Source organism: Paracoccus sp. Z118 (assembly GCF_019061185.1).
GTDB lineage: Bacteria > Pseudomonadota > Alphaproteobacteria > Rhodobacterales > Rhodobacteraceae > Paracoccus.
Map to the genome: position 1 here is coordinate 192,961 of NZ_JAHQZU010000001.1, position 12,230 is coordinate 205,190.

Here is a 12,230-nt window from a genome sequence, read left to right on the forward strand (position 1 = left end):
AAAAGGCAAAAGGGACATGTCATGCGAATCCTGCTCGTCGAGGATGATCCGGCAACCGCGCGCAGCATCGAACTGATGCTGACCCATGCCAGCTTCAACGTCTATCGCACCGATCTGGGCGAGGAATGCGTCGATCTGGCGAAGCTCTACGACTACGACCTGATCCTGCTGGATCTCGACCTGCCCGACATGAACGGGATGGAGGTGCTGCGCCAGATCCGCCTGTCGCGCGTTGATACGCCGGTGCTGATCCTGACCGGCTCGGACGACACGGAAAGCAAGCTCAAGAGCTTCGGGTTCGGCGCCGACGACTACATGACCAAGCCGTTCCACCGCGACGAGTTGGTCGCCCGCATCCAGGCGATCATCCGCCGGTCCAAGGGCCACAGCCAATCCGTGATCCGCACCGGCCGGATGGTGGTGAACCTCGACGCCCGCTCGGTCGAGGTCGAGGGGCGCTCGGTCAACCTGACCGGCAAGGAATACCAGATTCTCGAACTGCTCAGCCTGCGCAAGGGCACCACGCTGACCAAGGAGATGTTCCTCAATCACCTCTATGGAGGCATGGACGAGCCCGAGTTGAAGATCATCGACGTGTTCATCTGCAAGCTCCGCAAGAAGCTGTCCGAGGCGATGGGCGGCGAGAGTCATATCGAGACCGTGTGGGGCCGGGGCTATGTCCTGCGCGATCCTCAGGAGGCGGCGGAGCCGGTGGCGCTGCGGGCCTGAGCCGGCCGCTGTTGCCCGGATGATGGACAAGCCTCCATCCGCGTCGGTATCAGGGATGAGGATGGGCAGGGCGGCGCGGGGTTGCGTCGCCTTTCTGCCGGCAATGGACGGGGCGAACGGGTGGCAGCCAGAGGGCGCGGCAAGGCGGGCGAAACGATTGCGCCGGATGATGGGGCGATTCGACCGAAGGTTCCCGCAACAGATGGCGATGCGCCGGACCGCGCGGCGGGCCTTCGGGCGCGCATGGCCGGACTTGCCGCCACGATCGAGCAGGCCAACGCCGACTACTACCGCGCCGACGCGCCCACGATGGGCGACGCGACCTATGACGCGCTGAAGCAGGAACTCGCCGCGCTCGAGGCAGAGCACCCGCATCTCGCGGCACCTGACTCGCCCACCAGCAAGGTGGGCGCGGCGCCGTCCGAGGCCTTCGGCAAGGTCACGCACGCCGTCCGCATGATGTCGCTCGAGAACGCGTTCTCGGAGCAGGACGTCGCCGATTTCGTCGCCCGCATCCGCTCGTTCCTGAACCTCTCCGCCGATGCCCCGCTGGCCTTCACGGCCGAGCCGAAGATCGACGGGCTGTCGCTGTCGATCCGCTACGAAGTGGGGCGGCTGGTGCAGGCCGCCACCCGCGGCGACGGCACCACCGGAGAGGACGTCACCGCCAACGCCCTGCACATCCGCGACCTGCCGCACCGCCTGCGTGGACCACACGTTCCCGATCTGGTGGAGGTGCGGGGCGAGGTCTACATGACCCACGCCGATTTCGCCGCGCTGAACGAAGGGGGCGAGGGGCGGGTCTTCGCCAATCCCCGCAACGCGGCGGGCGGCGCGCTGCGCCAACTCGACCCCACCGTCACCGCCCGCAGGCCACTGCATTTCTTCGCCTATGGCTGGGGGGCGCTGTCGCAGCCGCTCGCGCCCACGCAGTCGGGCGCGGTCGCGCGGCTGGCGGAATTCGGCTTTTCCACCAATCCGCTGATGCGCCTCTGCCATTCAGTGGGCGATCTGCTGGCCGCCTGGGCCGAGATCGAGCAGCGCCGCGCCACGCTCGGCTATGACATCGACGGGGTGGTCTACAAGCTGGACGATCTCGGCCTGCAGACGCGGCTGGGCTATCGCTCGACCACGCCCCGCTGGGCCTTGGCGCACAAGTTCCCCGCGCAGACTGCCTGGACCCGGCTCGACCGGATCGAGATCCAGGTCGGCCGGACCGGCGCGCTGTCCCCGGTGGCGCGGCTCGACCCGGTGACGGTCGGCGGCGTCGTCGTCTCCAACGCAACGCTGCACAATGAAGACTACATCGCCGGCCGCGCGGCCGACGGAGCCGAGATTCGCGGCGGCGTGGACATCCGCGAGGGCGACTGGGTCCGCGTCTTCCGCGCCGGCGACGTCATCCCCAAGCTCGACGCGGTCGATCTGGACCGCCGGCCGGAGGGCTCGGCCCCCTACGCCTTTCCCGAGACCTGCCCCGCCTGCGGGTCCGAGGCGCTGCGCGAGCCGGGCGACGCGGTGCGCCGCTGCACAGGCGGGCTGGCCTGCCCGGCGCAGGCCATCGAGAAGCTGCGCCATTTCGTCTCGCGCGCCGCCTTCGACATCGAGGGGCTGGGCAGCCGCCAGGTCGAGGCGTTCTACAACGCCGGCTGGATCGCCGAGCCCGCGGACATCTTCGCGCTGGCGGAGCGCCGGGCCGACCTGCTCTCGACCCCCGGCTATGGCGAGAAATCCGTGACCGCCCTGCTCGCGGGGATCGAGGCGCGGCGGGTGATCCCGCTCGACCGGCTGATCTTCGCCCTCGGCATCCGCCATGTCGGTGAACAGGCCGCCCGGCTGCTGGCCCGCCGCTTCCACGACTGGCATTCCTTCGTGGCCGCCGTCGATGCGGCGCATGACGAGGACACGGATGCGTGGCGCGATCTGACCGCCATCGAAGGCGTCGGCAGCGTCATGGCCCGCTCGCTCACGACTTCATTCGCACAGGAGACCGAGCGCGCGGCCATCGACCGGCTGGTGGCGCAACTCACTGATATCGTTCCTGTCGAGGCGCCGAAAACCGAAGGCAGCCCGATCGCCGGGCTGACCGTCGTCTTCACCGGCACGCTGGAAAAGATGACCCGCGCCGAGGCGAAGGTGCGCGCCGAAGCGATGGGCGCGAAGGTCGCGGGCTCCGTCTCCGCCCGCACCGATCTGGTCGTCGCCGGGCCGGGCGCGGGGTCCAAGGCGAAGAAGGCGGCCGAGCTTGGCGTGCGCGTCATCGACGAAGACGAATGGCTGACGATCGCGCAGGGCTGAAGCCGGCCGAGCCGCCCAAGGGCCGCCCGCCGCAGCTTTTCCCGCTGTTCGCGGGCGCCGAGACCCTGCCCGGTATCGGCCCGAAAGCCGCCGAGTCGCTGCAATCGCTGGGCGTGACGCGCCCACGCGACCTGCTGCTGACGCTGCCCCATGCAGGTGTCGTGCGCCGCAGCGTGGCCCGGCTCGCCGATCTGTGCCCGCCGGAGGTCGCGACCGTCACCGTCACCGTGGGCCGCCATCACCCGCCCGCGACGCGGGGGCGCCCGTGGCGCGTCGTCTGCTCGGACGGCAGCGGTGATCTGACGGTGGTGTTCTTCAACGCCAAGCGGGAGTGGATCGAGGGTCAGCTGCCGACAGGCCAGACGCGGGTTCTTTCGGGCAAGGTCGAGCTGTTCGACGGCCTCGCCCAGATGGTCCACCCCGACCACATCCTGCGCGTTACCGACCCGCCCCCACCCGCGTTCGAGCCGGTCTATCCGCTCGCGGGCAGCCTGACGCAGAAGGTCATGGCCCGCGCGAATGCCGCCGCGCTGGAGCGGGTGCCGGTGCTGGAGGAGTGGATCGACGCCGGACTTCTGCGCTCCAAGGCCTGGCCGGGCTGGGGCGAGGCCCTGGCCGCGGCCCATGCGCCGGCGTCGATGGACGATCTGTCGGCGGACGCGCCGGCACGCGCCCGGCTCGCCTATGACGAACTTCTCGCCCACCAGATGACGCTCGCCCTGATCCGCCGCGACCGGCGGCGCGGGGCGGGGCGGGCCAGCGCCGGCGATGGCGGCCTACGCTCGCGGGTGCTTCACTCGCTGCCTTGGCCACCGACCGGCGCGCAGCAACGCGCAGTCGGGGAGGTCGCCGCCGACATGGCCGCGCCGCAGCGGATGAACCGGCTGCTGCAGGGCGATGTCGGCGCCGGCAAGACGCTGGTCGCGCTGCTGTCGCTGCTGATCGCGGTCGAGGCGGGCGGGCAGGGCGTGCTGATGGCCCCGACCGAGATCCTCGCCCGCCAGCATTTCGCCGCGCTGTCGCCACTGGCGCAAGCGGCGGGCGTCCGGCTTGCGGTGCTGACCGGCCGCGACAAGGGCGAGGACCGGGCGGAAATCCTGCGCGATCTGGCGGAGGGCCGCATCGACATTCTCGTCGGCACCCACGCCGTTTTCCAGAAGGAGGTCGAGTTTCACGACCTGCGGCTGGCAGTGATCGACGAACAGCACCGCTTCGGCGTGGCGCAGCGGCTGGAACTCGCCGCCAAGGGCCGCGTTGCCCCGCCCGATATGCTGGTGATGACCGCGACGCCGATCCCGCGCAGCCTCGCGCTGGCGCAGTATGGCGACATGGACCTGTCGGTGCTGGACGAAAAGCCACCCGGACGGCAGCCGATCACGACCATCGTGCTGTCCGACCAGCGGCTGACCGACGTCACCGCGCGTCTGCATGCGGCGCTTTCGACGGGTGCGCGAGCCTATTGGGTCTGTCCGCTGGTCGAGGAAAGCGAGACCGTGGACCTGACCGCGGCCGAGGATCGCTTCGTGAAGCTCCGGGCCGCGTTCGGGGACGCCGTCCGGCTGGTCCATGGGCAGATGCCGGCCGAGGCGCGGGACGCCGCGATGGCTGATTTCGCCGCAGGCCGGGCGCAACTGCTCGTGGCGACGACGGTGATCGAGGTCGGCGTCGATGTGTCCGAGGCGACGATCATGGTGATCGAGCGGGCCGAAAGCTTTGGGCTCGCGCAGCTTCACCAGTTGCGCGGCCGGGTCGGGCGCGGGCCGGGGCAGTCCACCTGCGTGCTGCTGTATCAGGAGCCGCTGGGCGAGTCGGGACGGCGGCGCCTTCAGATCCTACGCGAGACCGAGGACGGGTTCCGCATCGCCGAGGAGGATCTGCAGATGCGCGGTGCGGGAGACGTGTTGGGCACCGCGCAGTCCGGCCTGCCACGGTTCCGCATCGCCGATCTGGAACGTCAGCCGGCGCTGCTGGCGCTGGCCCGCAGCGATGCGCGGGCACTGCTGGAATCCGACCCGCAGCTTGCCTCGCCGCGCGGACGGGCGATCCGCGCCCTGTTGTGGTTCATGGAGCAGGACAAGGCGATTCGCCTGATGGCGGCGGGCTGACACAAAGTTCTTAAAATGTTCTTTACAGCCGCGCGGATTTGTGGGAACAAAGGGGCAACCAACCGCAAGAGGTCGCCATGTTCAACGAAGCCCTGTCAGACATCCTCTCAGTCGCCGCGATCTCGGTAACCACCATCGTCGTGCTGTGGCTGCCCGCGCTGCTCGCGGCCTGAGCTTTCTTCTGCCCCGCTGACCCGAGTGCTGCGTGCGCCGCCTGCCGCGCAGCCGCCGCCGTCCCCCGGCTGGTCACGCGCAACTGGCCGGTCCTTCGTGGACCGGCCTTTTTCATTGGCCGGCCTTTTTCACTGGATTGTCAGCGCGCCCGTGCCGCCGCGATGGCGCCCAGGACGGCATCCCATGCCAGCAGGATCGAGGCGTGACGGTTGGGAAACTCCTGTGCCGGGGCCAGCGTCTCCAGCCCGTCGAACGGCGCCGAAGGGGCGGGGCCGCCGTCCTTCAGCATCGCCGCCAGCGCGTCGCGGGCGGATTGCAGCTCGGCCTCGGTGCGGCCCAGGATGACCTGCCCGAGAACGGCGGCCGAGGCCTGCCCCAGCGCGCAGGCCCGCACCTCCTGCGCGAAATCGCCGACGCGGCCTCCGTCCATCACCACCTCGGCCGAGACCGTCGATCCGCATTGCGGCGAACGGCGCGAGGCGCTGCCCTGCGGGGCCGGAAGCCGGCCCAGATGCGGGATGTCGGAGGCGAGGGCAAGGATGCGGCGCGAATAGAGCTGCATGAGATCGTCGTCGGGCATCGCTTTCCACCGGGCTGTGATCCGGCCTAGATAGGAACGATGCCCGGCAAAGGAAACCCGATGTTCGATCCCGCCAACCTGACCTTCGACGCCAACGGCCTGATTCCGGCGATTGCGCAGGATCACCGGACCGGCGAGGTGCTGATGATGGCGTGGATGAATGCGGATGCTGTTCGCAGGACGCTTGATGAAGGTCGCGTAACCTACTGGTCACGCTCGCGCAAATCGTTCTGGACCAAGGGCGAGAGTTCGGGGCATGTTCAGCGGCTGGTGGAGCTGCGCGTCGATTGCGACCGCGACTGCCTGCTGCTGCTGGTCGATCAGACTGGCCCCGCCTGCCACACCAACCGGCGCAGCTGTTTCTATACGGCAGTGCGTGAGGGCGCCGAGATCGAGATCATGGCGCCTCAGACCTCCAGCAGCTGACGGATTTCCTGAGGGGACACGCCCTGCTCGCGATAGAGGCTCAGCGCACGGGCGTCGTCGCGCTTGGCGAGGCGCTTGCCGTTCTCGTCGCGGATCAGGCGATGATGGTGGTAGAGGGGCAGTGGAAGCTCCAGCAGGTTCTGAAGAAGTGCGTGGATGTAGGTTGATTCGAAAAGGTCTTTTCCACGCGAGACGACCGTGACTTGCTGCGCGCCATCATCCATCACGACGGCCAGATGGTAGGATGTGCCCATGTCGCGGCGTGACAGGACGATGTCGCCGACCTGGGCCAGAAACTCGTCCCGCGACAGAACATGCCGCCCCGGCACGGCTTCGTCCAAGAAGCCGATCTCCGTAATGCCGAGCACGTCGAAGGCTCGCGCGGCGTTCAGGCGGATCGCGTCCTCTGGCCCGGCATCGGTCATCGCGCGATGGCGGCAGGTTCCGGGATAGACGGGACCGTCCGGGCCGATGAGCGGTGCGCCTTCCTGCGGGGCGGAAAGCGCGGCGCGGATGTCGGCGCGGCGGCAGCGGCAGGGATAGGTGACGCCGAGCGCGGTCAGCCTGTCCCGGGCAGCGGCGTAGGCCGGCAGGCGGTCAGACTGGCGCATGATCGGCTCGCGCCAGTCGAGCCCCAGCCAGCGCAGGTCGTCGTAGATCGCCTGCTCCCATTCGGGGCGGGAGCGTGAGCGGTCGATATCTTCGATCCGCAGCAGGAACTCGCCGGGATCGGCGAGCTTGGCGGCGGTCATTGCCGCGAAAGCATGGCCAAGATGCAACGGCCCGGTGGGAGAGGGCGCGAAGCGGGTGCGCCTTATGCCTGCGCCAGCCACGCGTTGAAATCCTGCTTGGCGCGTTCGGTGTAGGCCGGATAGCGCGCGGCGCGGCCGCGGCGGCCGCCTTTCGCCTCGACCGGGGGAAACAGGCCGAAATTCACGTTCATCGGCTGGAACGTCTTCGCGTCCGCGCCGCCGGTGATGTGGTGGACCAGCGCCCCGGTGGCGGTGGTCCCGGCGGGCGGCGGCAGGTCGCGCCCCTGCGCCTGCGCGGCGGCCATCCGGCCGGCGAGCAGGCCCATGGCGGCGCTTTCGACATAGCCTTCGACCCCCGTCACCTGACCCGCAAAGCGCAGATGCGGGCGGCTGCGCAGCCGCATGCGGTCGTCGAGCAGTGTGGGCGAGTTGAGGAAGCTGTTGCGGTGGATGCCGCCGAGCCGCGCGAAGGAGGCGTTCTGAAGGCCGGGGATGCGCCGGAACACCTCGGTCTGCGCACCGTATTTCATCTTGGTCTGGAAGCCAACGATGTTATAGAGAGTTCCCAAGGCATTATCACGGCGAAGTTGAACCACGGCATAAGGTTTTTCAGCGGGGTTGTGGGCGTTGGTCAGCCCCACGGGCTTCATCGGACCGTGGCGCAGGGTGTCGCGGCCGCGCTCGGCCATCACCTCGATGGGCAGGCAGCCGTCGAAATAACCCGCTGACTCGCCTTCGCGAAACTCGGTCTTGTCGGCGGCCAGCAGCGCGTCGATGAATCTGTCGTAATCCGCGCGCGTCATTGGACAATTTATGTAGGCGGTGCGTTCTTCCTCGGTCTCGCCCTTGTCGTAGCGCGACTGCCGCCAGGCGATGTCCATGTCGATCGTCTCGGCGTGGACGATCGGGGCGATGGCGTCGAAGAAGGCCAGCGCCTCGGTGCCCGTCTCGGCCCGGATCGCGGCGGCCAGCGCGTCCGAGGTGAGCGGGCCGGTCGCGATGATCCAGTTGCCGCCTTCGGGCAGTTCGTTGATTTCGCCGGGCTGGATCGTCACCAGCGGATGCGCGGTCAGCGCCTCGGTCACGGATGCCGAGAAGGCGTCGCGGTCCACGGCCAGTGCCCCGCCGGCGGGCAGCTTGTGCCGGTCGGCCATCGCCATGATGAGGCCGCCCGCCGCCCGCATCTCCCAGTGCAACTGCCCGACCGCGTTCATCACGTCGTCGTCCGAGCGGAAGCTGTTCGAGCAGACCATCTCGGCGCAGTCGCCGGTGCGGTGGGCGAAGGTGCCGACAGCCGGGCGCATCTCGTGCAGCACGACCGGCACCCCGGCCTGAGCCGCCTGCCAAGCGGCCTCGGATCCGGCCAGACCGGCACCGACGATGTGGATGGGCGCGCTCAATGCAGATCCTCCGCGGCAAGGGGCAGGGTGGCGAATGGCAGGTCGGCTTGCTATCAGTCCGCAGCCCCGCCCGCAAGGAGAGCCCCGTGCCGCACCCGGAATCCGAGCGTTTCACCATCGACGGCGCGCTGATCGAGGTGCCCGCATCGGCGCTGGTTCCGCGGCTGCGGGGCCGGCTGCAGGATGGCGGCTACGAGGGGCATGAGCGGGCCTTGCTGCGCGCCCATCTGCGGCTAGGCGACCGGGTGCTGGACCTTGGCGCGGGTGCAGGGATGGTCAGCATCACGGCGGCGCGGATCGTGGGGGCGGGGAACGTCACCTCGGTCGAGGCGAACCCCGAAATGCTGCGCCCGCTCAAGCGCAACCTGCGCCGCAATATCGGGGCCGAGGGATCGGTGCTGCACATGGCCGTGGTGGCGGACGGGGACAAGCGCGACAGCGTCGATCTGCATGTCAGCCCCGGTTTCTGGAGCGCCTCGACCCTGCCGGGCCGCGCCAAAGGGGCGGCGGCATCCTATGCGGTGAAGGCCCGGCCGCTCGGCAAGCTGATCCGGCGCGCGCAGGCCAACGTGCTGGCGATGGATGTCGAAGGGGCGGAGCAGCAGCTTCTGGCCACGCCGCTGCCCGAGCAGGTGCGTCTGCTGGTGATCGAACTGCATCCGGCGCTTTACGGAGGCGCGGCGCGGGATGCGATCCTTGCAGATCTGGCCGGGCAGGGGTTCCGGGATGTCGGCGGCGGACGGACCGAGGAGGTCCATGCCATGCGCCGGGGCGACTGAGGCGCGAATCGAAAAGGGGCGAGCCGAACGCCCGCCCCTTCAGGGATGTCGGTGCAGCGGGCCGATCAGGCCTCGGCTGCCTCTTCGCCTTCGGCGGCCTCACCTTCGGCTGCGTCGTCCGAGGCGCGCAGGCCCGACGGCGCGGCGAGGTTCGCGATCACGAAGTTGCGGTCGATCGTCGGCTTCACGCCGTTGGGCAGCGTGACGTCGTTGATGTGGATCGATTCGCCGATCTCGCGGCCGGTCAGGTCAACGGTGATCTGCTCGGGGATGTCCGCGGCGGTCACGACCAGTTCGACTTCAGGGCGGACGACGACCAGCGTGCCACCGCGCTTGAGGCCGGGGGCGGCTTCGTGGTTCACGAACTCGACGTTGATGAACAGGTTCACCCGCGTGTTGCGGCGCAGGCGCATCAGGTCGATATGCGTCGGCAGGTCCTTGACCACGTCGCGCTGGACGCTGCGGCAGATGACGCGCACGTCCTCCTGCCCCTCGACCTTCAGGTTCCACAGCGTGGACATGAAGCGGCCGGCGCGCAGTTTCGTGAGCAGCGGGTTGAAGTCGATCTGGATGGGCTGCGGGTCTTTCCCGTCGCCGTAGACGATGCCGGGCACCTTGCCGTCGCGGCGAGCTTGACGGGCGGCCCCCTTGCCTGTCCCCGTGCGTGCCTCGGCCACCAGATCTGGGATCTCTTTGGCCATGTTGGTTCCTTTCAGGTTGCGACCGGCCATCCTCCAAGGGTGCATGGCCGGAAGCCGCGCCTATACACGCAGCGGTGCAGGTTGGAAAGTGGCAACATGGGGCCCCGCCGGTCGGCGGGGCTTGCTCTCGGGGCGATCAGCGTCGGGTCATTCCGTCACGACATGCCAGACGCCGCCCTTGCCGTCGCCGGTCGTGTCGCCGGCATTGGCGTCGCCGGCATAGTAATAGGTCGGCATGCCGTCATAGGCCCATTGCATCGTGCCGTCGGTGCGTTCGACCAGCGTCCAGCCTTCGCCCTTCTCCTCGCCGCTCTGGCCCAGATAGGGCGGCCAGTTCTCGGCGCACTGGTCGTAGCAGGTCGATGTCCCGCCGGTGTCCTCGTCGAAGGTATAGAGCGTCATGCCGGTGTCGCCCGTGGCGGCGGTCTGGGCCTGCGCCGCGCCAAGCGACAGCAGGGCAATGGCCGCGGCCATACAGCCCGAACGTATCTTCATGATGGTCACTCCCGGAGCAACTGCATGGGAAACGGCCGATCAACCGCAACGCCCCGCCTGCTCCTGCGCGGGGCGCGGAACTGTCGGCTGGGCGCAGGATAAACCCGTCGGCGCCGGGCGGCGCATCACGATTGCGGGAAGGTCAGGTGTATTCGTTTTCCCACCGCGTCGGGACAAGGACGTTGTGCCGCCCGACGTTCTTGATGTCGCGCTCGCCGCAAAGGGCCATCGTGATGTCCAGTTCCTTGCGGATCACCTCCAGCGCCGCCGTCACGCCCGCCTGGCCCATCGCGCCAAGGCCATAGATCCACGCGCGCCCGATCCATGTCCCATGGGCCCCGAGCGCCAGCGCCTTCAGCACGTCCTGCCCCGAGCGGATGCCGGAATCGAGGTGGATTTCCACCCGGTCGCCCACCGCCTTGACGATCTCCGGCAGCATGCGGATCGACGACAGCGCCCCGTCGAGCTGCCGCCCGCCGTGGTTCGACACGATGATCGCGTCGGCCCCGAAATCGGCGGCCCTGCGGGCGTCGTCCGCGTCGAGGATGCCCTTGAGGATCAGCTTGCCGCCCCACATGTCGCGGATCGCGGCGATCTTGTCCCAGTCGAGTTGGGGGTCGAACTGCTCGGCCGTCCAGCTCGACAGGTTGCCGGCATCGGTGACGCCCTTGGCATGGCCGACGATGTTGCCGAAGCTGCGCCGCTTGGTCCGCAGCATCCCCGAGCCCCACCGCCAGCGCGTCGCGAGGTCCAGCATGGTCGGGATCGTCAGCTTGGGCGGCGCGGACAGGCCGTTCTTCAGGTCCTTGTGCCGCTGTCCGAGGATCTGAAGGTCGAGCGTCAGCACCAGCGCCGAGCAGTTGGCCTTCTTCGCCCGCTCGATGATAGCTGCCAGAAATTCCTGATCGCGCATCACATAAAGCTGGAACATGAAGGGCTTTGTGGTGTGTTCCTTGACATCCTCGATGGAGCAGATGGACATCGTGGACAGGCAGAACGGCACCCCGAACGCCTCGGCCGCGCGGGCGGCCTTGATCTCGCCATCGGCGTCCTGCATCCCGGTGAACCCCACCGGCGCCAGCGCCACCGGCATCGACACCGGAAAGCCGATCATGTCCGAGGCGAGCGTGCGGTTCGACATGTCCACCGCAACCTTCTGGCGCAGGCGGATCTGCTGGAAGTCGGTGGTGTTCTCGCGGAAGGTCTGCTCGGTGTAGCTGCCGGATTCCGCGTAGTCGTAGAACATCCGCGGTGTGCGGGCGCGGTGCATCCGCTTCAGGTCTTCGATCGATGTGATCACGGGCATGGGTGGCGTCCTTCTGGGATCATTCGGTGCGGCAGGTCGCGCCCACCGCGTCCGGCGAGGTGCCGGGCGGGCAGGGCGGCAGCGTCTCGTCCGTCCGCCGCAGCGCCTCGGCGCGTTCGCGCAGGGCGCTGGCGCGGTCGGTCAGGCGGTCCATCTCGGCCGCCGAGGGGCCGGGGTCGCGCCGAGCCTTGGCGGCGACCGACGCGCCGCGGGCCTCGATCGCGCCGCGCACGGCGGCAGGATCGGCCGCGGCATCGCCGGCATGGGTCGGAACGGCCGGTTCGGCGGTCAGCATGTCCAGCGGCAGCAGCGCGGGATAGGCGCTGTCCTGCCCCCCGCCGCAGGCGGCGAGCAGCGGCAGGAGCAGGGCGAGGGCGCGGGGCGCGGGGCGGCGGATCATGGCGCGCCAGCATAGCCGCGCGGCCCGCTGCCCCGCAAGCGGCACACGCTGCGGCAAGACGGCTTCATTCCCCGCGGCCCGTGGCCTA

12 protein-coding genes are annotated in these 12,230 nt (G+C 69.0%); 5 read left to right on the forward strand and 7 right to left on the reverse strand.

The window, feature by feature from the left end:
* The first annotated feature begins 21 nt into the window (after positions 1–21).
* The 3 genes from ctrA (at position 22) to recG (ending at position 5,129) form a co-directional block, all read left to right on the forward strand.
* Positions 22–729, forward strand: coding sequence for a response regulator transcription factor CtrA (gene ctrA, locus KTN05_RS01010; protein ID WP_217327498.1), 708 nt, complete (start codon positions 22–24; stop codon positions 727–729).
* 243 nt (positions 730–972) lie between these two features.
* Positions 973–3,024, forward strand: a complete 2,052-nt coding sequence (gene ligA, locus KTN05_RS01015; protein ID WP_217327499.1) for an NAD-dependent DNA ligase LigA — start codon at positions 973–975, stop codon at positions 3,022–3,024.
* Positions 3,000–5,129: an ATP-dependent DNA helicase RecG gene (gene recG, locus KTN05_RS01020; RefSeq protein ID WP_217327500.1), complete on the forward strand. Its 2,130-nt coding sequence runs from the start codon at positions 3,000–3,002 to the stop codon at positions 5,127–5,129. The genes ligA and recG overlap by 25 nt, the downstream gene beginning before the upstream one ends.
* 313 nt (positions 5,130–5,442) lie before the next feature.
* Here the strand turns inward: recG and KTN05_RS01025 are convergent, their stop codons facing one another.
* Positions 5,443–5,883: an iron-sulfur cluster assembly scaffold protein gene (locus tag KTN05_RS01025; RefSeq protein ID WP_217327501.1), complete on the reverse strand. Its 441-nt coding sequence runs from the start codon at positions 5,881–5,883 to the stop codon at positions 5,443–5,445.
* Positions 5,884–5,943: 60 nt separating this feature from the next.
* On the opposite strand from KTN05_RS01025, the gene hisI reads away from it, so the two are divergent.
* A complete protein-coding gene (hisI, locus tag KTN05_RS01030; RefSeq protein ID WP_217327502.1) occupies positions 5,944–6,309 on the forward strand; it encodes a phosphoribosyl-AMP cyclohydrolase in 366 nt (121 codons plus the stop codon).
* On the opposite strand, the gene gluQRS is transcribed toward hisI, so the two are convergent.
* Together gluQRS and trmFO are read right to left on the reverse strand one after the other, a co-directional pair.
* A complete protein-coding gene (gluQRS, locus tag KTN05_RS01035) occupies positions 6,291–7,061 on the reverse strand; it encodes a tRNA glutamyl-Q(34) synthetase GluQRS (protein WP_254367877.1) in 771 nt (256 codons plus the stop codon). The two genes, hisI and gluQRS, sit on opposite strands and share 19 nt — an antisense overlap.
* Before the next feature lie 62 nt (positions 7,062–7,123).
* Positions 7,124–8,461, reverse strand: coding sequence for a methylenetetrahydrofolate--tRNA-(uracil(54)-C(5))-methyltransferase (FADH(2)-oxidizing) TrmFO (gene trmFO, locus KTN05_RS01040; RefSeq protein ID WP_217327504.1), 1,338 nt, complete (start codon positions 8,459–8,461; stop codon positions 7,124–7,126).
* Between trmFO and KTN05_RS01045 the strand changes: the two genes are divergently transcribed.
* Positions 8,461–9,240 carry an FkbM family methyltransferase gene (locus KTN05_RS01045; RefSeq protein WP_217327505.1) on the forward strand — a complete coding sequence of 260 codons (780 nt, stop codon included), beginning with the start codon at positions 8,461–8,463 and terminating at the stop codon, positions 9,238–9,240. The genes trmFO and KTN05_RS01045 overlap by 1 nt on opposite strands.
* A gap of 65 nt (positions 9,241–9,305) precedes the next feature.
* Here the strand turns inward: KTN05_RS01045 and KTN05_RS01050 are convergent, their stop codons facing one another.
* The 4 genes from KTN05_RS01050 to KTN05_RS01065 all read right to left on the reverse strand — a co-directional run bounded on the left by KTN05_RS01050 (position 9,306) and on the right by KTN05_RS01065 (position 12,199).
* On the reverse strand, positions 9,306–9,941 hold the full coding sequence (locus KTN05_RS01050) for a 50S ribosomal protein L25/general stress protein Ctc (protein WP_217327506.1): 636 nt from the start codon (positions 9,939–9,941) through the stop codon (positions 9,306–9,308).
* Between the two features lie 147 nt (positions 9,942–10,088).
* Positions 10,089–10,436 (reverse strand): hypothetical protein, encoded by a 348-nt coding sequence (locus KTN05_RS01055; RefSeq protein WP_217327507.1) that lies wholly within the window; start codon positions 10,434–10,436, stop codon positions 10,089–10,091.
* 142 nt (positions 10,437–10,578) lie between these two features.
* A complete protein-coding gene (locus tag KTN05_RS01060; RefSeq protein WP_217327508.1) occupies positions 10,579–11,742 on the reverse strand; it encodes an alpha-hydroxy acid oxidase in 1,164 nt (387 codons plus the stop codon).
* Positions 11,743–11,761: 19 nt separating this feature from the next.
* Positions 11,762–12,199, reverse strand: a complete 438-nt coding sequence (locus tag KTN05_RS01065; RefSeq protein WP_217327509.1) for a hypothetical protein — start codon at positions 12,197–12,199, stop codon at positions 11,762–11,764.
* Between the last annotated feature and the right edge of the window lie 31 nt (positions 12,200–12,230).